Annotated in this window: 19 protein-coding genes; 7 read left to right on the forward strand and 12 right to left on the reverse strand. The window is 31.2% G+C overall.

Annotated features, from left to right (window positions below; all coding sequences use genetic code 11):
• The 8 genes from U9R42_10175 to U9R42_10210 all read right to left on the reverse strand — a co-directional run.
• The coding region (locus U9R42_10175; protein MEA3496388.1) for a HipA domain-containing protein at positions 1 to 1,183 on the reverse strand (1,183 nt) is incomplete at its 3' end.
• Positions 1,180 to 1,503 carry a helix-turn-helix transcriptional regulator gene (locus U9R42_10180; GenBank protein ID MEA3496389.1) on the reverse strand — a complete coding sequence of 108 codons (324 nt, stop codon included), beginning with the start codon at positions 1,501 to 1,503 and terminating at the stop codon, positions 1,180 to 1,182. The genes U9R42_10180 and U9R42_10175, both read right to left, overlap by 4 nt.
• A gap of 164 nt (positions 1,504 to 1,667) precedes the next feature.
• On the reverse strand, positions 1,668 to 2,513 hold the full coding sequence (locus tag U9R42_10185; GenBank protein ID MEA3496390.1) for a phosphatase PAP2 family protein: 846 nt from the start codon (positions 2,511 to 2,513) through the stop codon (positions 1,668 to 1,670).
• Positions 2,494 to 3,072 (reverse strand): uracil-DNA glycosylase, encoded by a 579-nt coding sequence (locus U9R42_10190; protein MEA3496391.1) that lies wholly within the window; start codon positions 3,070 to 3,072, stop codon positions 2,494 to 2,496. Before U9R42_10190 ends, U9R42_10185 begins: the two co-directional genes overlap by 20 nt.
• 157 nt (positions 3,073 to 3,229) lie before the next feature.
• Positions 3,230 to 7,918: a S8 family serine peptidase gene (locus U9R42_10195; protein ID MEA3496392.1), complete on the reverse strand. Its 4,689-nt coding sequence runs from the start codon at positions 7,916 to 7,918 to the stop codon at positions 3,230 to 3,232.
• 14 nt (positions 7,919 to 7,932) lie between these two features.
• Positions 7,933 to 8,397: a CYTH domain-containing protein gene (locus tag U9R42_10200; protein ID MEA3496393.1), complete on the reverse strand. Its 465-nt coding sequence runs from the start codon at positions 8,395 to 8,397 to the stop codon at positions 7,933 to 7,935.
• Positions 8,398 to 8,583: 186 nt separating this feature from the next.
• Positions 8,584 to 9,717 carry a DoxX family protein gene (locus U9R42_10205; protein MEA3496394.1) on the reverse strand — a complete coding sequence of 378 codons (1,134 nt, stop codon included), beginning with the start codon at positions 9,715 to 9,717 and terminating at the stop codon, positions 8,584 to 8,586.
• The gene (locus U9R42_10210) at positions 9,704 to 10,258 is read right to left on the reverse strand and encodes a DUF1599 domain-containing protein (GenBank protein ID MEA3496395.1); all 555 of its coding nucleotides are present in this window, start codon (positions 10,256 to 10,258) and stop codon (positions 9,704 to 9,706) included. The genes U9R42_10205 and U9R42_10210 overlap by 14 nt, the downstream gene beginning before the upstream one ends.
• Before the next feature lie 61 nt (positions 10,259 to 10,319).
• Here U9R42_10210 and folP point away from each other — a divergent pair, with 61 nt between their 5' ends.
• The 5 genes from folP to U9R42_10235 all read left to right on the forward strand — a co-directional run bounded on the left by folP (position 10,320) and on the right by U9R42_10235 (position 13,855).
• On the forward strand, positions 10,320 to 11,147 hold the full coding sequence (gene folP, locus U9R42_10215) for a dihydropteroate synthase (GenBank protein MEA3496396.1): 828 nt from the start codon (positions 10,320 to 10,322) through the stop codon (positions 11,145 to 11,147).
• 22 nt (positions 11,148 to 11,169) lie between these two features.
• Positions 11,170 to 11,976, forward strand: a complete 807-nt coding sequence (gene cdaA, locus U9R42_10220) for a diadenylate cyclase CdaA (protein ID MEA3496397.1) — start codon at positions 11,170 to 11,172, stop codon at positions 11,974 to 11,976.
• A 331-nt stretch (positions 11,977 to 12,307) separates the two neighbouring features.
• Positions 12,308 to 12,829: a hypothetical protein gene (locus U9R42_10225; protein ID MEA3496398.1), complete on the forward strand. Its 522-nt coding sequence runs from the start codon at positions 12,308 to 12,310 to the stop codon at positions 12,827 to 12,829.
• 172 nt (positions 12,830 to 13,001) lie between these two features.
• A complete protein-coding gene (locus U9R42_10230) occupies positions 13,002 to 13,175 on the forward strand; it encodes a hypothetical protein (GenBank protein MEA3496399.1) in 174 nt (57 codons plus the stop codon).
• Positions 13,172 to 13,855, forward strand: coding sequence for a GldM family protein (locus tag U9R42_10235; GenBank protein MEA3496400.1), 684 nt, complete (start codon positions 13,172 to 13,174; stop codon positions 13,853 to 13,855). The genes U9R42_10230 and U9R42_10235 overlap by 4 nt, the downstream gene beginning before the upstream one ends.
• On the opposite strand, the gene rpe is transcribed toward U9R42_10235, so the two are convergent.
• The 3 genes from rpe to rpsO all read right to left on the reverse strand — a co-directional run bounded on the left by rpe (position 13,852) and on the right by rpsO (position 17,035).
• Positions 13,852 to 14,502: a ribulose-phosphate 3-epimerase gene (gene rpe, locus U9R42_10240; protein MEA3496401.1), complete on the reverse strand. Its 651-nt coding sequence runs from the start codon at positions 14,500 to 14,502 to the stop codon at positions 13,852 to 13,854. The genes U9R42_10235 and rpe overlap by 4 nt on opposite strands.
• A gap of 28 nt (positions 14,503 to 14,530) precedes the next feature.
• Positions 14,531 to 16,657: a polyribonucleotide nucleotidyltransferase gene (gene pnp, locus U9R42_10245; protein ID MEA3496402.1), complete on the reverse strand. Its 2,127-nt coding sequence runs from the start codon at positions 16,655 to 16,657 to the stop codon at positions 14,531 to 14,533.
• A gap of 114 nt (positions 16,658 to 16,771) precedes the next feature.
• Positions 16,772 to 17,035: a 30S ribosomal protein S15 gene (gene rpsO / locus U9R42_10250; protein ID MEA3496403.1), complete on the reverse strand. Its 264-nt coding sequence runs from the start codon at positions 17,033 to 17,035 to the stop codon at positions 16,772 to 16,774.
• A gap of 653 nt (positions 17,036 to 17,688) precedes the next feature.
• On the opposite strand from rpsO, the gene U9R42_10255 reads away from it, so the two are divergent.
• Positions 17,689 to 23,511 carry a PKD domain-containing protein gene (locus U9R42_10255; GenBank protein ID MEA3496404.1) on the forward strand — a complete coding sequence of 1,941 codons (5,823 nt, stop codon included), beginning with the start codon at positions 17,689 to 17,691 and terminating at the stop codon, positions 23,509 to 23,511.
• A 58-nt stretch (positions 23,512 to 23,569) separates the two neighbouring features.
• Positions 23,570 to 23,860: a DUF721 domain-containing protein gene (locus tag U9R42_10260; GenBank protein ID MEA3496405.1), complete on the forward strand. Its 291-nt coding sequence runs from the start codon at positions 23,570 to 23,572 to the stop codon at positions 23,858 to 23,860.
• Between the two features lie 96 nt (positions 23,861 to 23,956).
• Here the strand turns inward: U9R42_10260 and U9R42_10265 are convergent, their stop codons facing one another.
• The gene (locus U9R42_10265) at positions 23,957 to 25,633 is read right to left on the reverse strand and encodes a hypothetical protein (GenBank protein ID MEA3496406.1); all 1,677 of its coding nucleotides are present in this window, start codon (positions 25,631 to 25,633) and stop codon (positions 23,957 to 23,959) included.
• Positions 25,634 to 25,638: the final 5 nt, after the last annotated feature.

Below are 25,638 nucleotides of genomic sequence, written 5' to 3' on the forward strand. Positions count from 1 at the left end.
TTTTAACAACATCAATTATTTGTTTTGCTTTTGCTGTATCAAGATGAAAATATTCGTGTACTTCCATTGCCAATTCTAAGCTCAAAGCATTATCATTTTCTGAAATATTTAATTTCAAAGCTGTTCCTGTTTCGACAGGGTTAATATCATAAGCAGGTGAGAGCAACCATCCGTTAGGAGATAAAATAAAACCATGATTTCTAAGATGGTCGTCAGTGTTTGATACACAGATACTGAATACTATCCTTCGCCATAATTCTTCTAAATCGGAATTTATATTTGCACCTTTAGTCGTTATAAACTCAACTAATTCCAAGTAACTTGCACCATCCTCATAATCTTGTCCATCGGTATAACCAAGCATTGTTAAAGCAGAAGCAAAGTGAATTCGTTGTCCAGCATTAGTACGATCAAAACGTTTTGTCATAAAAGTATGATGCTTAGACGAAAATTTCTTTGCTTTAGATTCTATCATATTTATTCCTGCTTCTATTGCCAATTTATATGTTACAATTTCCCATCCGCCTATATCTATTTGGTCATTACGACTTGGAAATTTTGCAATCCAAAGATTACCTTCTGTATCAGTAATACTAGCTTTTGGTCGTGCTCCTCCAATTGAAGAACCTGGGGCAACAAGCATATTTAACCACTTCAAATAATCAGGATTATTAATAATGTCCTCTTCTTCCAATCGCAAGCTTATTTCTTCCAATTCTCTTGCTGATGTATTGGGAGGGCTTGTCATAGCCTTATTGTCATCTAAAAATGGTCCATTCAAATTTTCCTTGAATCTCAAAGCACCCATTCTGTAGCTATCATGCACACCAAGTAAATAATCCGTTTCAAATAAGTTTTGTTCTTGTCGTTGCTCTTCTCTTGCTTTTATAGCTTCACACCTTCTCATTAAAATACGTCCCCACCTATCAGGAGAAGAATCTAAAAATAATCCGAAATTGTTCTTATTCTCATCATTTAAATATTGCAATCCTGAATATAATTGCAAATCAGGATCTAATAATTGTGTGTATTCAGAGTTTAACCAAGTCTTATCGTATTCAAAAGAAAATATTTCCTTCCCTCTTAATAATTCGGAATGTAATATTCCCATTAAACATGGTTCAATCATTCCCTGCCAATGTGCAAACACATAAATGCTTTTTTTTATTTCATTCTCTCTCATGTCTTTTTATTTCTTTTTGGTGCTCTTTTTTTTGTTAGTAGTTTAGCATCCTGTAACTTCCTGCCTAATTCATCATCCTTTGCTATCAAAAGCAAATCTTTTTCAAGTCCCATTATCATCAACACTTGCAAATAAGCTCCTATACTAACACTTTGAGAACCTTTTTCTATTGACAACAATGTTGGACGACTAATATTTGCTCGTTCAGCAACCAATTCACTACTGTATTTTCTTCTTAATCTTGCAAGTTTTAGATTTTCTCCTAATTCAACAAGAATTCTCTTAGTTTTCGGCAAAAGTATTAGTTTCTTCTTTGTCATAACACAAAATATTTTTTACAAATATAATACATTTTGTAAAATCATTGTTTTGTTATATTTTTTTGCTGATACTGAAATAATTCTCAATATCAGAACAACTGACCTAATCGTTAAGACGATATCTATTTGGGTGGACTCAGGAAAACATTTTAACAAAACCTTTATTAAAACCTATAAGACAAATAAAATGAAAAATTATCCTTACCAATTGTCGGGAAAAATGTCAGTTTTGCTGAATTGTTTTTATGAAGTTTCACTATGGTTTTTCCGGTAACAAAGCCAATTACAGAGCCTAAGAAAATATCGGAAGTCCAGTGGTAATTGTCATAAACACGCGATAAAGCAGTCATGCTTGCTATTGAGTATGCTAAGTAAGGAACCCATTTTGTTTCCTTTAATTCCTCGGAAATTACGCTTGCCACAGAAAAAGCTGCTGCAGAATGACCTGATGGGAAAGATAAATTGTGAGTACTTAATTGCGGACCGTCCCATCTATTAAAAGGATCTCCTGTATTGGGTCTGTGCCTATGCCCCGATAATTTTAAAGCATAAACAAAAGCTCCTGAAAGCAAATAACTTTCAATTCCGAGTAATGCTATTCTTTTTGCTTTGTTGTTATCAAAAACAGTAGCACCCAAATAGGTTAAACTTAAAGCAGCAAGGGGGTAATAACCTCCCGCAGGTTCAACAATTTTTGCTAAAGCATCAACAGATTTCGAACGGTTTTTTTGAACAAAATTATGAATTTTTTGATCTTGTGTGTAAAGCCCGATAGTTGTTCCTACAACAATTCCAGCTTTGCACCAATCTTTTGTTTTCCACCTGAATGCTGAAGTAAGAATGTATTTTGTATCGTAAAAATATGATTTGAAATAATTAGAATTTAGTTTTAGTGTATCATCATTTTTATGGTTTATTTCAAAGTTATTGCTGTAAACATTTGTATTTGTTAAACAGACAAAAAGAAGTAAAAATAAAATATTTTTAATTTTAAATATATTTACACTCATGATTTGCATCAACTAATTCCCTGTATTTTACAATTATCTTTTTAAAATCTTCCCAAACATCTTTTTTTAATGCAGGATTTCTAAGCAAAGCTGAGGGATGAAATGTAGGCATCACAAATCTTTTTTCATACATTTTCCAATTACCTCTATCCCTTGTAATTTTTGCATAAGGGTCAAGCAATCCTTTTATTGCGGTAGAGCCAAGTAAAACAATTATTTTCGGGTCAACCATTTCAATTTGTCTTTTCAAAAAAGGCAAACAAACTTCCATTTCTTCTTTTGTAGGTTTACGATTTTGAGGCGGACGGCATTTTATAATATTTCCTATATAGATATGTTTTTCTCTATCAAAATTACAAGCCGCTAATATTTTGTCTAACAATTGCCCTGATTTTCCAACAAAGGCAATTCCTTTTTTATCCTCTTCAAATCCCGGAGCTTCGCCTATTAAAAATATTTCCGCATTAGGATTTCCGTTTCCAACTATTGCTTTGTTTCTACTTTTGTATAAATCACATTTTTGACAATTATTTATTTCTTCTTTAATTTTATCAAACATAATAAATTAGTTCAAAATTGAATCTACTCTAAAAAGTCTTAAAATGATTTTCAGCTTCTTTCTACCCCAAACCCTAAAGGGAGAAGTAGCTGAAAATCAGGACTCCCTTTAGGGAATGGGGCAATTCCTGATTTTCAAAAGCTGTACTCATTACTTTTTAGAATGGATTCAAAATTAGTTTTTTGACATACACCTCATTTTCTAAAACAACTTTTAAAAGATAAATTCCTTTTTCGTAATCATTCAATTTTATTGGAATAATCTTATCTCCTTTTTTTATCTTTTTTTCAATTAATACTTCTTTTCCACCAACTGAATAAACAATAAGTTTTGCATTTTGATCTATCCCGTTTTCAAAATGAATAAAAAATTCTCCATTTGCAGGATTCGGATAAACAACAATATTTTTTGAATTTTCATTATCAATTGAGTAAGGAATAAGGTAAAGTTCTTTGTTTGTTTTTGCCACACAATCCGCATAATCACTAACTTTTAAGCAAATATTGTAACTCCCGGCAGTTAGGAAATTATAATTTAAATTTCTTAGTTTTGAGGAATCACCATTGCTTAAAGTCCAAAAATAGGATTTTAAATTTTTATCCTGAGCTTCAAAAGAAACATTTAAATAATTTGCATTAAAAAACCAATCGGAATTTACATTTCTAACATAAACAAAAGCAGTATCAAAGGCATTAGGAACAGAGCATCCATCTGTTAACTTAACAACATATTTTTTATCTTCACTTAAGGAATCTTCCACCTGAGCAAAACTGCCAAGAGCATTATTCCATTCCAAAACATAAGATGCATCAAGACCACCGTAAGCGACAGCTTGGAGATTTACTATTCCGTTTTTACAAACAGAATCTTTATCGGAAATAATCTCAACAGATAATTTGGGTATTACATTTACTGTTATGGATTTATTGACCGTAGGGATTGTACAATTATCATCCAAAGTTAATGTGTATTTTGTAGTTGCTTTCGGATTTACGCTTACATTTGCTGTGTTTCCTGAAATATGATTCCACGAAAAAACATAATTAGCACTATCACCGCCTTTTGCTATTCCTTTAATGTTTACGGTATTTCCATAACAAATTGTTGTGTCTTTATTAGGTAATAAATTTAATTCAAGCGGAGGTCGGACAAAAACATTTACAGAATCAAAAACAGCTTGCAAGGAACATGAATCAAACAATGAAATTAAATACTTTGTAGTTGTTGTAGGCTGAAATGTAGTTGATTTTCCATTCCAATAATTCCCATTTAACAAATAATTATAATTTTGAGCATTACCTCCATTTGCTGTTGCATCAATCTCAATAGATTCTCCATAACAAATTGTATCATTATCAACAAAAGCATTTACAGTTAACGGCTGTCTTACAAATACAAAAACAGAATCACGAACAGTGTCAATTGAACAATTGTCGTATAAACTTATTTTATATTTTTTAGATAAAAATAAAATATCATTAATAATTTTAGTATTTCTATTATCATCCCACAAATAAGAATATTGTGAGCTATCACCTCCTGAAGGATTTGCTTCCAACACAACCGTTTTTCCATAACAAATTGTATCCTTATCAACAGAAATATTTACGGTTAATGGTTGTTGGACAAATATATAAACAGAATCACTAACAGTGTCAATTGAGCAATTATCGTATAAGTTTATTTTATAAGTTGTTGATGAAAACAAAGTATCGGAAATAATTTTAATATTTCTATTATCATCCCACAAATAAGAATATTGTGAGCTATCACCTCCCGTAGGATTTGCTTCCAATACAAGCGTTTTTCCATAACAAATTGTGTCATCGTAAACATTAATATTTACTGACAACTGCTTTCTTACACAAAGAGTTACTTCAGAGGAAAAAGTATCTGTTAAGCAATAATTAGAAATTTTTAACCTGTATTTATTTAAGTTTTGTAAATATTGAACATTCTCTAAAACAATAAAAGTATCATTTTCTCCACTGATATTTGTCCATGTATTTCCATTAGTATTTTTTTGCCATTGCAATGTCATTGGAGTATTGCTTTTTACAGAAAAATCAAATTGAACACTGTCCCCAATACATACTGTATCGTTTGTCGGTAAGCTGAGAATATGAATTCCTGTATCAACAGTTAAAACAGCCTCCGTGCTGAAAACCCGATTTTTACATTGATTTTGATAAAAAATTCTGTAAACATTATTATTTTCAGCAGGACTTTGATTTGTTAATAAAAGAGAGGTATCCGTAGCTCCGCTAATGTCTTGCCAGTTAACACCAAAGTCAGTGCTTTTTTGCCATTGCTTGCTAATAGTTTGTGTGCCTGTTGCCTGTGTAACAAATAATTTTGAATTTCCATTACAAATAGTATCCTTACTAATATCCTGAATAATGAAAGGTGCGAAAATATTAGTATCGGTAAATACATTTATTGCATTAGCTTTAATGCTTGTTGCTCCGTAAGTATCAACTGCACTAACTGTAAACCAATTTTCAATTGTATCATTCAGGTTTAAAAAAGTATAAAAAGTATCACTTACATTAGCTTGAAAATCCCATTGACCGCTATCCAACTTAAAAACATCATAAGAATTTGCATCTTCTACTTTATTCCAACTCATAAAAACCTGTTCTTTACAAGCTGTAGTAAAAAAACCATCAGGTCTGTTCATGATTGAAAAACAACTATCGCTAACGCCCGACATATTGCTACTACTAATTTTAATTTTACAAAAAGCAGAATTAATATTTGGAACAGTCCAAGTAAAATACCTTCTTGATGAATTTATATTTGTTGCTATTGTTGTCCAAGTATTTCCTGTATCTGCCGAAAACTCCAAAGTAAAACTTCCTGTTTGCCCAAAAGCATCCCAGCGTAAAATTTCACTTGAATTGGGAGAAAAGCTCTCATCAGCAAAAGGATATGTAACAGTAATTTTTTCTTTAACATTTTCATAAGAAAGAGAAAAAGATTGTTTGCCTATGGGAATACGCTTTCCATTAACATTTATAATATATTTTCCGGGTATTGGATTATTGATAATTATTTGCTCGATATTATTAATTGAATCAATAGATTGAACGGCAGTATTATTTTTGTTTGCAGTATCCAAAACCAAAGGATAAAAAATAGTTCCTAAGCTGTCTTTTACTAAAAGGTTTAAGTTGTTAACTAATGTTATTGAATCAACAGGAGAGTAAGGATATGAAGCTTTGTCGGTCCAGCAAAGTAAAATTTTTAATTTTTTTACGCTTGAGTCAATAAAAATAGTATCATAATAATTTTGATTATGAGAAATACTGTCAAATACAAAATCACCGTTTTCAATAGCATTAAAAGCTTTTAATCCGTTAAGAATTCCAAAGCCGTATTTGAAATCAGGACCGGGGTTTCCTTTGTCGAGTGCAGTGTTGCACACAATTGCTTTAAGTGTTGAAGCATCGGGTTCGCTTTGATATTTAGTTCTATATTTTTCAAAAAGTTGTGCAATTATTCCTGTTACAGCAGGTGTAGCCATTGAAGTACCACTCCAACTACCGGAATAATTATTATTATGCAAAGTTGATTTAACGTGAACGCCAACTGCACAAACATCAGGGCGAAGCCTTCCGTCTCGCATTGGTCCCCAACTGCTAAATCCACTTATTTGGTCGTAGTTATTTACAGCACCAACGCAAACAATATTTTTTGAGGCTTGAAATCCACTTGAAATTGTACGATAACCATTGCTTGTACATTGACTTCGTGAATTTCCTGCAGCAAAAACATGAACTAAATTGGGATAATTAACTACCATTTTGTCAAGGTAATGACTGTAATAATCGTAGTAACCTCTTTTGTAACAAGTATCCCAAGGAGGAGAATAAACATAGGAATTCTGAGTCATTACAATGCTGTCATATTTTAAAGCAGTATCCATTTCATGCGAAACCCATCCGTAAAAATCCCATGAAAGCATCGTAGCTTCAGTTGCCATTCCGGTGTAATACGGATCTTTTATGCCTGCACCTGCTACAGTACCTGCAACATGTGTTGCATGACTATGCACATTATGTGCTGTTTCCATTACTGTTAATCGGTAATTGTAATCTACGTGATTTCCAACAGGTCCTGCATCCCATTCGCCAACTCTTACACCTTTGCCTGTTAGATTTCCGTAAAATCGTGAGCCAAGCATATTAGATTTAATTAGTGATTTACTTCTTTTGTTTGCCGTAGTAACAGGAATATTTGAAGGTGCCATCCAAATAAGCCATGGTTTTTTCGCTAATTTATCAATATCTTTTATAGGGATTCTCAAAACCAAACTATTTAATCCTGCTGTTGTACATAATAATTTGTATTCGGAATCAATGTCATTTTTTATTCTCTCCCATTTAATATCTTCAAAATATAAAACTTCAACATCAACATAGCCTTCTTTTATTATTGAAAAATACGGAATGTTACTTTTCAATCTATTATGTATCTTGTCTTTAGGTTCTATTTTAATAATAGCATGAATATTATGCTTTATAGGATTATCAAAAAAATAATTGTTTGCAGAGGCTAAATATGCTTTGTTCGAAATGTAATTTAATAAATTTAGCCCTTTAGATTTTAAAATATTTTGCTCTGCTTCATTGGGTATTTTAGTAAATTGAATAAGGAAATAATACTTCTCGTTAAACTTATCAAGATTACTAATATCAATTTTTTCAACATTTTGTTGAACGACAAAACTTCGGTTTCGTAAATTTATTAAGGTATTTGTTTCGGTTATCTGTGCTTGCAAAAAATTAGAAATAAAAACTGAACAAATTATCAATACTATATTTCTTGTAAAATTATTTTTCATTCTTTTTTAAATTATTAGATATCCCATTTATTAAAAGGAATTTTTATTAAATTTGAATTATAATATTTTGAATCTCCTGTAATTTCTTTTCCGACCCAATTTGGTTTTTCAAAAATTTGATTTTCATTTTTCAGCTCTATTTCAGCATAAATTAGCCCTTTATTTTCGCCCAAAAACTCATCAATTTCCCATGTAAAATTTTCGTATAAAACAGTGTAGCGACATTTTTCAATTATTCTGTTTTCACAAAATTCAGTCAATATTTCCTTTGCATCTTCAAGGGGAATTTTGTACTCAAATTCAGAACGTACAATTCCTTTATTTTTTCCCTTTATTGTTATAAAAGCATTTTTATCAGAAATTCTAACTCTAACAACATTGTTATTCTCACTTTTTAAATACCCTTGGGTAATATAAACTTTTTTTGATTTAGAGAAGTTCCCTTTTATTAGAAATTTTCTTTCTATTTCTTTACCCATGATTACTTATTCCAATTATAATAGACTAATAAAAAAGGCAATGACATTTTCAATTTAAATTCAAATTTAAAGTATTTATTTTAGAATGGATTAACTTTTTTATTTATTCGTAAAATAGGGATTAGAATTAGGTCTATAAAGATTTCTCTAAAGTTACGTCTTATAAAAATATCTAAGATTTGCTATCTATTTGTACAACAAAGAATTCAGTTCTTTAATATCTGGAATTCTTCTTGCAGGCCATTTTTTTACTACTGTATTTTCTTTGAACAAAACCAAACCGGGATTTGAACGAATAATTGTTTCAAGTGTAACAAGGTCGGCATTGTTTATTGGATATTTTACGTCATATTTTTCCGAATACTTATCAATTTCTTTTGTTAACGATGATGTTAGTGCCCAAACTTTTACTTCATTTTCTTCATTTAAATCTGCAACAAGTTCATTTAATTTTTGCTGTGCATCAGTATTTGCTTTTTCAATTTTGGTATAAACAATAAGTAATCTGTATCCTCTTTGATTTAAAAATTCCTCTGTTAAATCATTTCCGTCTTCATCATTTATTTTAAAATCATGAATAGGTGGTGTATATCCTTTTTTTACAAGAACATTTTTTGTTTCTACCCATTGCCAATTTCCATCGGAAGGGATGTTATCCGTACTAAAATCTTTTTCTTTTCCGTTCTGTTTATTTTTATAAACAAGTGTTGTTTCGTAAATATCTCCTTGTTTATCATCAGGTATTGTCATAAGTTTTTGAATGTTATTCCCTACTTTGTATGGTCTAAAATCCATTATTGGTAAATTGGCAATGCTGTAAAAACCTATTGCCAAAGTAAACAACGTACTTAAAATTATTGTTGACCACTGCCCGGGGAATTCAAAAAGCGTTTTTATTTTTTCTCTTCCGAGATAAATAAAAACAGCAAAAACCATTATGATAATATTTTTATAAAAAGTTTGCCAATTTGTAAGAATAATAGCATCACCAAAACAACCGCAATCACTAACAGGATTTTCAATTGCCAGATAAAGAGTTAAGAGCGTAAAAGGAATCATCAGAATAAGTAGCAACTTTGACATTAATTTTGAACGTGAACCAAAAAGTATTGCTACCCCTAATGGCAATTCGTAAGAGCATAAAATAAAAGCTCCCACCATTGAAAAAGGTATCAGGAATTCTGCGTTAAAAGCAATAAAATAATCTGTAATTTTTATTTGAGTTCCCATTGGGTCAACTGCTTTCACAAAACCGGAAAAGATAAAAACTATTCCTATAAAAATTCTACTAACCCAAAGCAATTTATCATTTATTTTCATTTCTGTTACCTAATTTTATTAATGCAAAAAAGGAATAATTAATCATATCGTACAAATTTGAATCAATTCCTTCTGAAAAAGAAATTTCACCTTTATTGTCCAAAATTTGTTTGATTCTGTGAATCCTTGCTAAAATAATATCTGTAAAAGAGCTAATATACATATTTCTCCAAGCTTCACCGTAATCATGATTTTTATCCTTCATCAAATCATGTGCAATTTTAAGATATTTGTCATAAAGATTTAATATCTTATCAAAATTAAAATCTTCAATTTTATTCTGTTGTAACTCACCCTGAATAAGAGTTATAATGCAATAATTAATAATACTAATGTATTCAGTATTTACATCATCTTCAATTTTCTGTTTTTTTTCTACCTCAATGTTTCGTATTCTGTCAGCTTTGATGTAAATTTGATCAATCAAACTTGTAATGCGAAATACTCTCCAAGAGGTACCGTAATCTTTATTTTTGTTTTCAAATATTTTACGGCATTTTTGAGAAATTTCTAAATACTGTTTATTTGTTCTATTTGTCATTTTTATTGTTTCAATTGAGTAAGCAAATTTATATTTAATGATTTTCACAGAGAAAAAAAATTTGATAAAAGTAAAAGGAGGTATCTTAGACCTCGGTGTGCCTAAAGTTATGGGCATTTTAAATCTTACTCCCGACTCCTTTTTTGATGGTGGGAAATATCAAAAATTAAAAAATATTTTGCTCCAAGTTGAAAAAATGCTTTCTGATGGTGCTGATATTATTGATGTCGGTGGATTTTCATCTCGTCCCGGAGCAAAATTAATTTCGGAGGACGAAGAACTTCAAAGGGTTGTTAAACCAATCAAAAATATTTGTAACAAATTTCCTGATGCTATTATTTCAATTGATACTTTTCGTTCTACCGTTGCTCAAAAAACAATTGATGCAGGTGCTTGTATTGTTAATGACATCACTGCCGGTAATGGAGACAACAAAATGTTTGATGTTATTAAAAGAAATGATATTCCTTACATTTTAATGCACATGCAAGGAAATTCGGGAAATATGCAAGACAATCCTAAATACGAAGATGTTGTTAAGGAAATTATTAGATATTTTGAATCAAAAATTCAGCAATTAAAACAAATGGGAATCAAAGATTTTCTTATTGACCCTGGCTTTGGTTTTGGGAAAACCATAGCTCATAACTATGAAATATTAAGAAATTTAGAACTACTAAAATTACTTGACGCTCCAGTTCTCGTAGGAGTTTCCAGAAAATCAATGATAAACAAAGCTCTCAACATAAAAGCTCAAGAGGCATTGAACGGAACAACTGTTTTAAACACCATTGCTCTTTTGAAGGGAGCAAATATTTTAAGAGTACATGATGTAAAGGAAGCAAAAGAAACAATAAAACTTGTAACTTTGCATCTAAATCAAAAATAACTTTTTATTAAAATTTCCATAAATGCAATTATTTGACTTTCTATCCATTAATTTTATTGACTTAATAGACATTGTTTTTGTTGCCTTTTTAATTTATTTTTTATACAGAATAGTGAAAGGAACAATTGCTTTTAATATTTTTCTTGGATTTCTTTCAGTTTATCTTTTATGGTGGGTGGTTATGGCTCTTGATATGACATTATTATCAAGAATACTAGGGCAGTTCATTGGCGTTGGTGCATTAGCTTTAATTATTGTTTTTCAGCAAGAGATAAGGAAATTCTTATTAATTATCGGGCAAAATAATATTTTTGTTAAAAGTAATTTCTCAGTCAACAAATTATTTCCTTGGAATTGGAAAGTAGAAAATCCAATAACTTTAAATTATTCTGAAATTGTAAGTGCTTGCAATGACATGTCAAAAACAAAAACAGGAGCTTTAATAGTAATTCCAAAATCCTCTGAGTTACGCAATTTCGCTTCTACAGGAATTTCTATCAATGCTTCAATAACATCTCATTTAATAAAATCAATATTTATTAAAAATAGTCCTTTACATGATGGTGCGGTTATAGTTGTGAAAAATAAAATATCTGCGGCATCTTGTATTTTACCTGTTTCAGATAATATTAATATCTCAAGTTCTTTAGGCTTACGGCATAGAGCAGCTATTGGTATTAGCGAACAAAGTGATGCTTTTGTAATTATTGTCTCTGAAGAAACAGGAGAAATTTCAATAGCAAAAAATGCTGTATTATTTCATGCAATCACAATAAAAGAACTTGAAAAAAAGCTCGATGATAACTTTTTTCATTTTAAAACAGTTTAAGGGGGGGGGCTATGTCAAATACTGTGGGTAATCAAATTTGCCACAGATTCACTGATTACAAAATTACTCTTTTTGTAATTAGTACTTAGTGTCTCTAAGAAAACTATCAAATTTTATGATTTCTAAGAGGTACTAAGTAATGAATTTTAATCTGTGAATCTGTGGCTCTAATTTTTTTTACCCATACAAATCAATATAGAACCATTTTGTTGTTTTTAAATGTTTATGAAATTTTTTAATAGTTCTATCGTTTAACTTAATAATTATTCTAATCTTTGTAGTATAATTGAAAAGTATTTTCACGGTTTTTTAAATAAAATAAATTATTCTTATGCGTAAACTTTACATTTCATTCTTTTTGATTTTTGCTTTTGGATTTACTGTTATCGGACAAAACATTGATATGCTTGACAAAAAAAATGGCTTTCAAAACTTTAAATTCAATACCCCATTAAAAAATTATCAAAAATATTCTCCCGCAAAAGTGAATAAAGAACATTATCAACTTAAAACAATAAAAGATGTTTCTATTGGTAATTATGACCTTGAATCTCTTGAGCTATACTTTAAGAATGGCAGGCTTACAAAAGTGAAAGTTACTCTTGATGACCAAGACAGGCAAAAGAATGAAAAAATTTTTAATGCACTTATCACAAACTACGGCAGATACACATATCACAGATCATCAAGCACATTCACCTATACCTCAGAAATGATATGGAAAGGTGAATTTGTTACTCTAATTTATGCATTTACATCATACCGCGAAGGTGGTGAATTTAAAACAAAAATTTATCTTACCTACTCACATACAGGAGCTGTTGTTGAATCTGATCTTGCAGATGACTTATAAGGTATATCCATTTGTATGGAAATAAATTCCATGTACTTGGATTTTTAAATATTTTTTTTAACTAAAGGGAGGTTCTATAAATACATTCGCATTAAGATTTTCAGAGTTTTTTATAGACAATGAAAAATTTTGAAACACTATCGGGATAATGTAAAAAGTTTTGAAGAAGTATATGAAAAACTCTGAAAACCCTTTGGGAACAAAGATAATAAACAATCTGACTGCGTTAAAATTTTTCTCAATAGCTAATGCTATTCAGAAAAATTTGTGCCTTGCATCTTATTCATTATCTTTGTTTCTTAAAAGAAATGTATTTAAAGAACCTCCCTTAAATTTATTATTATGAAAAATTTACTCTTATTTTTCTCCGTGATTTTTGTTTTAACATCTTGTACAAAAACAAATGAAAAGCAAGAATTATCTTCGCCTGTTGTTTCTGTTGATAAGATGAATGTTCTTTACATTGGATTAGATAACCCAATATCCGTAGCAGTTCCCGGCATTGCTTCAGAGAAACTTGTGTTAGAACCTGATTTTGGAACTATCAAAGACACAAATGGAAATTATACTTGGGATATTTCCGATATTGATAAAAACAAAAAGGAAGTACATTTAAAAATCTTTGTAAAAATTGATGAAGAAAATGAAAAATTAGCAGGAGAAAAAACATTTCGTGTTGAAAATGTTCCTGAACCTAAAGCTTCTGTCAATGATGTTTCTATAGGTTACTTTGCAAAAGAAAAAGTTGCTGATATAGATTCTCTCAAAATTATTTTAGCTAATTTTGTGTATGATGAACAATTATATCTGGACGTAACAAAATTTAGGTTTGTTTATAATAGATTAGAAGGCAATAGTTCTTTAATAAATAGTAGAGGTAGCTGTTTGAGCGAAAAAACAAAAGAACTATTAGCATCTTCGGAACCTCAAAAAGGTGACAGAATTATAATTGATAATATTTATGCAGAAACACCTAATAAAGGTGAAGTACGTATTCCATCAATTATAATCTTAATACTTTATTAGGCGGTTATATTTTTGAACTTCTTAATTGTTTCAGTTGGGTTGGGGGTGTTAAAAATAGCATTTCCTGCTACAAGTGAGTCTGCACCTTTTTCTATTAGCATCTTTGCATTGTCAAGATTTACTCCACCATCAACCTGAATTAGTGTTTTAGATTGTTTGCTCTCAATCAGTTTTTTTAACTCTTCAATTTTGTTGTAAGTATTGGGTATAAATTTTTGAGCTGCAAACCCGGGATTTACCGACATTATTAATACCATATTAATATCGGCAATAATATTTTCAAGAAAAGAAACCGGTGTATGCGGATTTAATGCAAGTCCGGTTTTCATTCCATTATTTTTTATATCCTGAATTGTTCTGTGTAAATGCGTACAACTTTCGTAATGAACTGTAAGAATAGATGCTCCTGCTTCGCTAAATTGTTTTATGTAGCTATCAGGATTGTCAATCATTAAGTGAACATCTATTTCTTTTTTTGCAATTTTATTTACAAATTTAAGAACAGGAAAACCGAAAGAAATATTTGGTACAAAAACGCCATCCATCACATCAACATGTATCCAATCCGCATTGCTTTTATTGAGCATTTCAATTTCGCTTTGCAAATTGCCAAAGTCTGCTGAAAGTATTGATGGCGATAAAATCATTTTTTAATTTTCTTTTACCTTTCTTAGGTTATTTTTTTTCAAGAACTTTTTTTGAAAGTCTAAATTTACCTGACCTTTGATCAATATTTATTAGTTTAACTTTTACAATATCACCCTTTTTGACCATTTTGTTTGTTTGAATACTTCTATCATAAGAATATTCAGAATTATGAAGTAAACCTTCATTGCCTGGCATAAATTCAAGGAATGCTCCAAAATCAACTACACTAACAACTTTTGCATCATATATTTTCCCTTCTTCAGGTTTTGCAGTTATTTGTTTAATAGTAGCTTTTGCGGCTTTCATTTCTTTAGCGGTAGGTGTTACTATTTCAATAGTAGCTTTTTCGTTTATAGGGTCGCCTATTGTTATTTTTGCATTTGTATCCTTTTGAATTTGTTGAATTTGCTTTCCACCTGGTCCAATAATTTTTCCAATTACTGCCTCTTCAACGATTATTTTTTCTATTTGTGGTGCATGTTCTTTATAGCTTTGTCTAGGCTCTACAATAGCTTCTTTCATTTTCTCAAGAATATGCATTCTTCCTCTTTTTGCTTGTTGCAATGCCTCCGAAAGAATTTCGTAAGAAAGTCCTTCAACTTTAATATCCATCTGACAAGCAGTAAGTCCGTTTTCTGTTCCTGTAACTTTAAAGTCCATGTCTCCAAGGTGGTCTTCGTCACCTAAAATATCTGAAAGAACAGCGTATTTATTTGTTTCTGTGTCAATGATTAATCCCATTGCAATTCCCGAAACCGGTTTTTTAATTTTTACACCTGCATCCATAAGTGCAAGGCATCCTGCACAAACTGTTGCCATTGATGATGAACCGTTTGATTCAAGAATATCTGAAACTATTCTTATTGTGTAAGGGTTAACATCTTCTGATGGTAGAACTCTTTCTAATGCTCTTTTTGCAAGATTTCCATGTCCTATTTCTCTTCTTGCAGGACCTCTGTTTGGCTTAACTTCTCCTGTTGAAAAAGCAGGGAAATTATAATGTAAAATAAATTTTTCAAAGCCTTTATAAAAAGCACCGTCAACCATTTGTTCGTCAAGCCTACTTCCGAAAGTTACAGAAGTTAAAGATTGAGTTTCTCCTCTTGTAAAAACAGCAGAACCATGAGCTGAGGGTAGATAGTCAACTTCACAACTAATATTTCTTATCTCGTCATATTTTCTTCCGTCAAGTCTTGTTTTATTATCTAAAACTACCTTTCTGATTGTTTCTTTTTTAACATCACCAAAGTATTTTTTCATTAAGCTTAGCGTGTCTTTATCTTCAAGTTCTTCTTCACTAAGGTTTTCTACATACTCTGTCCAGATGTTTGAAAGTGCGTCCGATCTTTCATCTTTTTCAGTAGGTGTTTCAGCTATTTTTTCAACTTTATCTTCAAATTTTTCAAAAGCAAGTTTTTTCAGTATGTCATCTTCCATTCCTTTTTCATACTCTCTTTTTTCTATTCCACACTCTTCTCTTAATTCCTTTTGTACTTTACACTGAATTTTTATTGCTTCATGACCTTTTTTTATTGCTTCAGCCAAAACTTCTTCACTTACTTCATCCATTCCGCCTTCAACCATGTTTACATTTTCTTCGGTTGCGGCAACAATAATGTCCATTTTAGCTTTTTTGAGTTCGTCTTTTTTTGGATTTATTACAAACTCATCATTAATCAATGCAACACGAACTTCTGAAATTGGTCCTTTAAAAGGTATATCGGATATTGTAATTGCCGAAGAAGCCGCAAGTGCAACATAACTATCGGGTATAATTTGCTCATCCGAAGAAATAAGGCTAATCAAAACTTGTATATCAGAAAAATAATCCTTTGGAAACAAAGGACGAATTGCCCTGTCTATAAGTCTTGATATTAAAATTTCGTAATTGGAAAGTCTTGCTTCTCTTTTTAAGAATCCACCGGGGATACTTCCTGATGCAGCAAATTTTTCCTGATAATCAACGGTTAGTGGTAAAAAGCCGGCTCCTATTCTTTGTTCTTTGGTAGAAACTACTGTAGCGAGAAGCATAGTTTTTCCAATTTTAACTACTACTGCTCCATCTGCTTGTTTTGCTAATTTACCTGTTTCAATTGATACTTCTTGACCATTTCCAAGGTCAAATGTTTTTGTGTATATTTTTGTATTTTTCATAATCTTATTAAATTGTGGGTGTAAAAAAAATAGGCGGAAATATTTAAAAAGAAAGCTTGTTCTTCTTAGATAGGTGTGATTATTAAAAGAGGCGGATAAACCGCCCCCATAAAACTATTTCCTAATTCCTAAATCTTTAATTAGTTCCCTGTACTTTTCAATATCTTTTTCCATAAGATAATTCAAAAGTTTTCTTCTCTTACCAACTAAGCCATACAAGCCTCTTTGTGTTGAAAAATCCTTTTTATGTATTTTCAAATGTTTTGTTAAATGTTTAATCCTTTGACTAAACAGTGCTATCTGACTTTCGGGGCTACCTGTATTTGAGGAATTATTGCCGTACTTTTCAAAAATTGATTTTTTTTCTTCTATATTCATACAATACTCTATTTTTACGAGTGTGCAAATTTAAAACATTTTCATTAATGCTGAAACTTTTTGTAAATAATATTTTTAAAGAATTGTTTATTTGGTGATTTGTTTAAACGCAGAGTCGCAGAAACGCAGAGGAAAAAGTAACAAAAAAAGTCAACCTTATTCAGGTAAGCACAATTGAGGGACTGCCGACTGAAGACTGCCGACTGGTTATTTGGTTATATTTTCACGCAAAGACGCAAAGAACGCAAAAGAAAAAGTAACAAAAAAATAAAAGCTATTCAACTGAAGATTGCTGACTGAATACTGTTTATTTGTTTATTCGTAGCACATAACTTTAAGTACTTCTTTTTGTTTATCCGTAACACTTAACTCTAAGAACTTTAGGCACTCTAAGTACTTCTTTTTGTTTATTCGTAACACTTAACTCTAAGAACTTTAGGCACTCTAAGTACTTCTTTTTGTTTATTCGTAACACTTAACTCTAAGAACTTTAGGCACTCTAAGTACTCTAAGTACTTCTTTTTGTTTATCCGTAGCACATAACTCTAAGTACTTTAGGCACTTTAAGTACTCTAAGTACTTCTTAATCGGATAAAATTTTTTTTAAAGCAAATATTCCCGTACCTTGCACCCTTAAATAAAACCGCTGAATTATGAAGAAAATACTTACAATTATTACAATAGTTTTTTTGTCCTTAGTTTATGAGGTATCAAATGCACAAAACTATTGCACTCCATCATATAATGGCTCAGGGCAAAAGTCCCGTTGGTTTTGTCATTTGTTAAATGTACGTTTTGGAGATATTGACCGAACTACAGCCGCACCATACAATTGGAACTGGCCAAATACAATTTACGAAAATTTTACTAATATTTCTACAGATGTTGTTCCTCAACAAACTTATCCAATTTCTATTTATGTTGGTAACGGAGCTAATAGTCAGTATGTTAGTGTATGGATTGATTTTAATCATAATTTTATTTTTGAATCATCAGAACGGGTATTATCCCAAAAAGACTTTGGAAATACAGGAGATCATATTATTAGAGGAAACGTTACTATTCCATCAAATGCAAGCATTGGCAAAACAAGAATGCGTGTTGGAACAAACATTATTTTATCAAGTGGACAAAGTGCTCCTGATCCATGCACAAATAATGAGACAGCAAATCTTGCAAACGTAGGTCCAATATCATCTCAGCATTTTCAAGATTTCGAAATAAACATACTTCAACCTGCAATTCAATATTATGTTTCTTCAAATACAATACAACTGCTTACTAATGAGGAGGTAACTAAAGCAAGTTCCGATAATCCGATAATCCGAATAGACGTTAATACAAACCCTGATGGAATTCTTAGTCCCTTAAAAACTGATACATTTTACATTTCTTTACTTGGCACAACTAATCCTAACGAAATATCAAATGCGAAACTTTATTATACAGGAATAAACCCTGAATTTTCTTCAAGCAATCAAGTTGGAACAACTGTTGGTTCTCCCGGAACATATTTTAAATTTAGTCCTAATCAATCACTACAACCGGGAACAAATCATTTTTGGCTTACTTATGACGTAACATCAGATGCAATAATTGGGAATGTGCTTGATGCAAGATGTAACGGTGTTTTTGTAAATACTAGAAGAGTGCCTTCAACAATTGACCCTAAAGGTAGCCGGACAATTGGTTATTGTGTTTCAAAAGGAACAAAAACATTTATTTACGTAAGAGCAGTAAACTTACGTAACATCAATCATTACGGCTATCCATATTACAATAATGATGGATATCAAGATTGGACAAATTATACAGCAACACTTTACAAAGGTTACAATCATACGCTTTCAATTGAAACAGGTAATGGAGTAAACTCAAATCTTACTCAAGCATGGATAGATTTTAACCAAGATGGCTTTTTTGATGATGCAACAGAAAAAGTGTTGACAGACAGTCTTGTTATCTCCAATCCTCCTCCTTATGTTTACGGACCTGTAGTTGACAGCTTTTCAATTCCAATAAATTCCCCTGTAGGAAAAACAAGGATGAGAATAATTTCTCATTATAATCCAAATAATCCACCGCATCGCCCCCATGCTAAGCCATGTTCAAATCCTGTAGAAATAGGTGAAGTAGAAGATTATTCAATTATTCTTGCTGATTCAGGACAAGCTGTTGCCGATTTTTCATCTACAATTTCTTGTTTAGGAGATTCAAGCATATTTACTGACAAATCTTATGTTTTTGGTTCTACATTCCATGTAAATGCATGGAACTGGGATTTTGATGATGGAAACACTTCAAACCTACAAAATCCAAAACATAAATTTACTTTACCCGGAGTTTACAATGTGAAACTTACGGTTAAATCCAATTTTACCGGAGCTGTTATTAGTTCTGTAACAAAGCCTGTAAGTGTAAATGACCCTGTTGCTAATTTTTCAATTACATCAAATCTTTACAAGATACCTATAGAATTTATTGATGAAACTTCAGGGGGTAAAATGCTTGCATATCCAAATGGTCATTACTGGGATTTTGGTGATCCTGCAAGTGGGTATAACAATTATTCTCAAGACAAAAGCCCGAAACATACTTATAATTCTGTAGGAAACTATTCTGTAACTCTTATAGTTACAAGCGAAGGCGGTTGTATTGATACTGTTGTTAAAACAATTTCAATTGACAGTGTTATTAAACCCATTGCAAATTTCAGTGCCTCATCATTTAATCCTTACTTTGATAAAAAAATTACTTTTCTTGATATTTCAGTAAATGACCCAACTTATTGGAGGTGGGAAGTAAGTCCTTCATCTTTCAAATTTCATGATAGCACTACTAAGCTTTCAAAAAGTCCTGTAATTTCATTCGATAACGTTAGTGTTTATGCTGTTCGACTTGTTGTTAGCAACAATGCAGGAAGTGATTCTATTACAAAAGTTATAACAACAAAAAATTATATCAAACCTGTTGCTGATTTTTCGGCAACACCTACAATAATAAAAGCAGGTCAAGTAATTTCATTTCTTGATAAATCAAAAAACGACCCTACAAATTGGACATGGTCTTTTGGCAATAGTGATTCTTCTTTTGTTCAGTATCCTAAAACATCCTATTCAGGAGTGGGACATTACACTGTAAGTTTAAAAGCTTCAAATCCTGCAGGTAATGACACAAAAATAATAACAAATTATATTGAAGTTACAAACGAATATAAAATGTGCGATGGAGAAGCACCATTTAGCAATCTATTTTCAGGATTAATTTATGATTCCGGAGGAAGAAACGAGGAATATAAAAATGGTTCAAATTGTAGTTTTATTATTGAGCCTCCTTGTGCAGGACCTATTACTCTTAATTTTTCATCCTTTGATATGAAAGTAAGTGATTACATTTATGTTTATGATGGTGATTCAATAAATCCAAAGAAATTATTAACACCCAATGGTTTATCAGGAAGCACTATTCCTTCATCAATTACTGCAAGGTCAGGAGCAATGCTAATTGTGGAACTCACAAATAGCGTTGAAACAGACAACGGATTTATTGCAACATGGAGTGCTATTCCAAATATTACACCTAATCCTTCAATCGTGGCAGATTCTATTGGATACTTAAATGGACCTGTTCGTTTTACAAACGGAACATCTCTCGGTGCAGGGAATACTTATTACTGGGATTATAATAATGACAATGTTATTGATGATGTTTTCACATCCTTGGATATGGTAACAGACGGAAGCTATGCTTATGATAGCCTTGGATATTATACTGTTAAGCTTATCGCAAAAAACTGTAAAGGTTCTGACACATCTTTATTTGTTATTCACATCAAACAACCAACTCAGCCTCCTATTGCAGATTTTCACGTTTTTTATGATGATACTATTGTTGCAGAAGGACAAAAAGTATATTTTGAAGACCTTTCTTCAATGGGACCAACAAGATGGAAATGGGAAATAACTCCTCCCGATTATTTTTCAATCGGTTATTTTGCTGATGGAACAGCAGATACTTCACAAAATCCTATTATACAATTTTATGGCTTAGGAGGTTATGATATTTCCTTAACAGCAACAAACATAATCGGTTCAAGTCCAAAAGTAATAAAGAAAAAATATATTTTAGTAATTCCTCAAGTAACAATGGGAGCATGGCCCTTCGTTAGAAATGAAGAAGCAGGAAGGATTTTTGATTCAGGAGGACCTGAAGGAAATTATAGTAACAACGAAGACCATAATTTTTTAATAGATCCTTGTGCAAAAGAGGTGTATCTTACATTTAAGCAATTTGACTTGGCTGCAGGAGATTATCTGAGAATTTACGATGGAGTTGATAACACGGGAAAAGCATTATTTCCAGGCAATGGATTTAGTGCGAATGTAAAACCTACACAAACCCTTATTGCTGAATCAGGTTCAATGTTTCTTGAAATGGAAACAGATTATTCAACAGTAGGGCAAGGTTTTGATGCAACTTGGACAATAGATCCAATTGATCTCCCTTTAGCTTCTTACGATTCTCCTGATTCTGCATTTACAGGAGGAAACATTGTTCTTTTCAATAACACTTCCACAGGAAAAGAAATTGAAAAATATTATTGGGATTATGACCATGATGGAATTACAGACGACTCTACTTTTAATGGAAAATATTCCTTTATGCAAACAGGCTATAAATTTGCAACTCTTACTGCTGTAAATTGTGCAGGTAAAGATGTTTTTTCAAAAATGATTAACGTTTTTAACCCGACACAAAAACCACAAGCAGATTTTGTAGCAGATATAAAAAATGCTGATACTTCCGACATTATTACTTTTTCCGACCTTTCACTTTATGGACCTAATAAATGGACATGGGATTTTGCTACAAAAAAAGTTGAGTATGTTAACAGTTACGACACAGTATTTCCACGAGCGTTAATAAAATTTGATACAACAGGAACTTTTGATGTAAGCCTTGTTGCAAAAAACAGCTTTGGTTCTGACACTTCTTTAAAAAAGCAATATGTTAATATTTTTGCTTATTGCCGACCAACAGTTCAAAACATGCTAAGTAATTTTGGCATTAGCCGTGTTGTTATTAACAACCTTGATAACACTAGTAAAGCAGGTGTTTCTCAATACACAGATTACACAAATTTTTATTCGGCAACTTTAGAACTTGGTGGTACTTACAATTTTGAAATTAACAGTTCCGATAATACTTATCCTTATGAAAGAAAAATTTGGATAGATTTTAATCAAAATGGAATATTTGATGATTCCTCAATTGTTGCAGGAGAACTTGTAGCACTTGCTAAAAACTCAACAGATTTAATTTGGATAGGCACTTTAACAGTTCCACCTGACGCAAAATTAGGTCAAACAAGAATGAGAATAGGTGTTGATTACGGTGGTTACGATGATAAGCCTTGCGGTCCAAACTTTTTTGGGGAATTTGAAGATTACAGAATTCATATTACAAAAGATAAAACTCCACCGAAAATTTCATTAAAAGGAAATCCAATTGCCTTTGGAGAAATCGGTCATTCTTACATTGATTCCGGTGCTACTGCATGGGATGCTGTTGATGGTAATTTGACTAATCAAATTGTTACAACAACAAATGTTGATTCTTCTGTGCAAGGTGAATATTGGATTAAATTCAATGTTTCTGATGTTGCAAATAATAATGCAGAGGAAGTTAAACGTAGAATTTTTATTACTCCCGACCGTACTCCTCCAGTAATTACTTTACTTGGTGATAACCCAATGGATGTAGCAGTTTTTCATTCATACAATGCAATTGAGCCGGGAGCTACAGCTTTTGATGAAAGAGATGGTAATGTTTCTTCATTGATTCAAATTGAGCATACAGTTGATACAGCAAGAGTTGACTCCTATCATGTAATTTATTCCGCTTTTGATTTTAATGGAAATTTTTCACGAAAAGAAAGAACAGTGCTAGTGATTGATACTGTTGCACCTGTAATTTATGTCATTGGCAAAGAACATGTCTGGATTACTGTTGGAGCAAGTTATAAGGATTCAGGAGCTTACGCTATTGACAATTATTATCACGATATTAAAATTACTACTTCAACAAATCTTGATGTAAACAAAGACGGATGGTACTGGATAAAATATTATGCACATGATAAAGATGGAAATCATGCTATACCAAAAGAAAGAACAATTCGAGTAGGCGATCCTATCTCTGTTGATGAAACATTTAATAAAAATGATATTAGTATTTATCCAAATCCTTCAAAAGGACAGCTTACACTTTCATTCAACTTGGCAAAAGCAAACTCTAAAAGAATAAATATTTCTGTTCTTAATGAGCTTGGACAAGTAGTAAGAATAATTGAGAAAGAAAATCTTACTAAAGAAAAACTAATTCTAAATCTTACAAATGAAGCAGGGGGGATTTATGTCCTTAGAGTTACTGTTGGAGATGATATTGTAATAAAGAAAATTACTCTTGTAAAATAAATTTTAATGGTGCAGGATTTTCTAATCTTGCACCATTCTTAAAATTCCGATTTACACCATGGGATTATCAAATGAAACTACCTTAAAAGCTGCAATTGAAAAATACATTGAAGTTTACCAATTACGAGGGAAATTTGATGAAAATAAAATCCGTAATATTTGGAATGAAGTAGTTGGCGAACAAATTGGAAAGCGTACAACAAGTATTTCATTAGATAAAAAAAAACTTAAAGTAAAATTAGATTCATCAGTAGCAAAGCAAGAGTTGTTATTTATGAGAACCCGCATCATAAATGTTATTAACCGCAAAGCAGGAAAAAAAATTGTTGCTGAGATTGTAGTTTATTGAATGCCAATTATTAGAAGTTCCCTATAACAACTGCAATATAAAAATATCGCAAAAAGATAGGAATCTAATTTTGCAGAGTTTTCTTAGAGACACTAACTAATATCTATTCACTTTTGATTTCATTAGTTTATCCCATTGTTCATTGAACATTTTAAGGAAAAGAGGAATTTGATCTTTTTCATTAGCATAATATAGGTTTACGTTTCCACGGTCAGTATCTTCCCAGAAAGTAGGTGTAAATACTTTTAATTTACTACAAGTAAACTCAACAGCACTTTTCAAATCTTTGCCCAGATGCTCAAAATCCTCAAAAATATCATCAATAATTCTTTGTGTCAAATCATTTTTATTGTGTTTCAGGTAATATAAAGAAAGTCCTACCTGAAGCACTCTTACACCATCATTTTTAATTCTTGTTTGACCAAGTTCATCCCTGCTAACATCAGGAGAATTATCAAGATTAAGAAAAAAGCTAAGAATTTCATTTTGAAAAACAATGTTATATTCTGCCTCATTTAATCTGATAAGAGCTTTTTTTAGTTCCAGTGCAAAAACATCAACCAAAAAAGTAAAAGATGCTTCTGTTCTACTATGTTTAAAAATTTCTGTACCGTAAACCTCTAAAAATTTGCAACTCCTTTCAATTTGTTTGGTTTTTTTGCTGGCAATTTGATAACCGATAAGTTCACTGTAATGAAATAATGCGTTATAAATATTTCTTACTTCATGATTTTTAAGTCCGTGTTTGATACCAAAACGAAAAATAGTGTTCATTTTAATAGTTATCACTTCAAGTAATTCATCATCATTATTTTCAATGGCAGTTTTTCCTGATTTGGCAATTTCATAAACACATTGGGAAGCAAGATCAAAATCATTATTTTCAATAAGCTTAAAATATGCGTTGCCTAGTAATCTAAATGCCTTATGTTCGTAAAATGTCTTTGATTCTTCTATTTCTTCAAATTGTCCTGAGAGTGTTTTAAAAGAAATATCGTTACGTATTTTTTTGCAAATTTTAAAAAAGTTAGGGTTTATTTTATCTTTAATGTTAACATAATTTCTGACAGATATTCCCATTTTTTGAATAATATCTCCTTTAGGCTCTTTGAATTCAACATACTCAAGCAAATCATCCAATTGATTTAAAGCTTCAAACATCTTAAACTGATATCGTTCAACAATATGAGGATTATTTAAAAGGAATTGATAAGAAGAATCTTTTAATAATCTATTGGTATTCAAATTTTCCTTAAATATTTTTTCAATAACATTTCCCGGTGTTGTGTATTTTAGAATATAAAGGATGTAAGGCAAAGCCAGTATTAAACCTAAAGGTAAAAAGACATAAGTATTTAATAAAATATTTGCTTCATAGCCACTATAACCAGATGATGCAGAAAGTTGAAGCCAAAGATTATGAGTAGCTGATACAGTAATAAACCACATGTAAAATATACTTCTTAAGTCTTTAATGTAAAGGTCAATCAATTTAGGAGTACTTTGAGAAGCAATTGAAATAACGATTATTAATGTACCAAGAACAAGGCTCAATAAACCTAACCAAACTTCAGGTGCAAAATCAATAAAGGTTTGACTTTTATCCCCCACCAAAGAGCTAAAAAAGTCTATTTTTAAGGGAGAGACTATTTGATTGAGAATGAAATTCAATAATATAATTCCAATTACGACAAGAATAAAAGAAATAAGGGATCTATGTTTGTCGAATAAATCTTGTAAGAATCCCCAAAACTTTAAATGAACTTTATTCATAATTC

Source organism: Bacteroidota bacterium, from assembly GCA_034723125.1.
In the GTDB taxonomy this organism is placed as follows: Bacteria; Bacteroidota; Bacteroidia; order CAILMK01; family JAAYUY01; genus JAYEOP01.

What these genes read in the sequence shown, in the direction of transcription:
- U9R42_10180 (MEA3496389.1), bottom strand. Translation starts at nt 1,503, where the DNA reads ATGACAAAGAAGAAACTAATACTTTTGCCGAAAACTAAGAGAATTCTT.
- U9R42_10185 (MEA3496390.1), bottom strand. Translation starts at nt 2,513, where the DNA reads ATGAGTGTAAATATATTTAAAATTAAAAATATTTTATTTTTACTTCTT.
- U9R42_10190 (MEA3496391.1), bottom strand. Translation starts at nt 3,072, where the DNA reads ATGTTTGATAAAATTAAAGAAGAAATAAATAATTGTCAAAAATGTGAT.
- U9R42_10195 (MEA3496392.1), bottom strand. Translation starts at nt 7,918, where the DNA reads ATGAAAAATAATTTTACAAGAAATATAGTATTGATAATTTGTTCAGTT.
- U9R42_10200 (MEA3496393.1), bottom strand. Translation starts at nt 8,397, where the DNA reads ATGGGTAAAGAAATAGAAAGAAAATTTCTAATAAAAGGGAACTTCTCT.
- U9R42_10205 (MEA3496394.1), bottom strand. Translation starts at nt 9,717, where the DNA reads ATGAAAATAAATGATAAATTGCTTTGGGTTAGTAGAATTTTTATAGGA.
- U9R42_10210 (MEA3496395.1), bottom strand. Translation starts at nt 10,258, where the DNA reads ATGACAAATAGAACAAATAAACAGTATTTAGAAATTTCTCAAAAATGC.
- cdaA (MEA3496397.1), top strand. Translation starts at nt 11,170, where the DNA reads ATGCAATTATTTGACTTTCTATCCATTAATTTTATTGACTTAATAGAC.
- U9R42_10225 (MEA3496398.1), top strand. Translation starts at nt 12,308, where the DNA reads ATGCGTAAACTTTACATTTCATTCTTTTTGATTTTTGCTTTTGGATTT.
- U9R42_10230 (MEA3496399.1), top strand. Translation starts at nt 13,002, where the DNA reads ATGAAAAACTCTGAAAACCCTTTGGGAACAAAGATAATAAACAATCTG.
- U9R42_10235 (MEA3496400.1), top strand. Translation starts at nt 13,172, where the DNA reads ATGAAAAATTTACTCTTATTTTTCTCCGTGATTTTTGTTTTAACATCT.
- rpe (MEA3496401.1), bottom strand. Translation starts at nt 14,502, where the DNA reads ATGATTTTATCGCCATCAATACTTTCAGCAGACTTTGGCAATTTGCAA.
- pnp (MEA3496402.1), bottom strand. Translation starts at nt 16,657, where the DNA reads ATGAAAAATACAAAAATATACACAAAAACATTTGACCTTGGAAATGGT.
- rpsO (MEA3496403.1), bottom strand. Translation starts at nt 17,035, where the DNA reads ATGAATATAGAAGAAAAAAAATCAATTTTTGAAAAGTACGGCAATAAT.
- U9R42_10255 (MEA3496404.1), top strand. Translation starts at nt 17,689, where the DNA reads ATGAAGAAAATACTTACAATTATTACAATAGTTTTTTTGTCCTTAGTT.
- U9R42_10260 (MEA3496405.1), top strand. Translation starts at nt 23,570, where the DNA reads ATGGGATTATCAAATGAAACTACCTTAAAAGCTGCAATTGAAAAATAC.
- U9R42_10265 (MEA3496406.1), bottom strand. Translation starts at nt 25,633, where the DNA reads ATGAATAAAGTTCATTTAAAGTTTTGGGGATTCTTACAAGATTTATTC.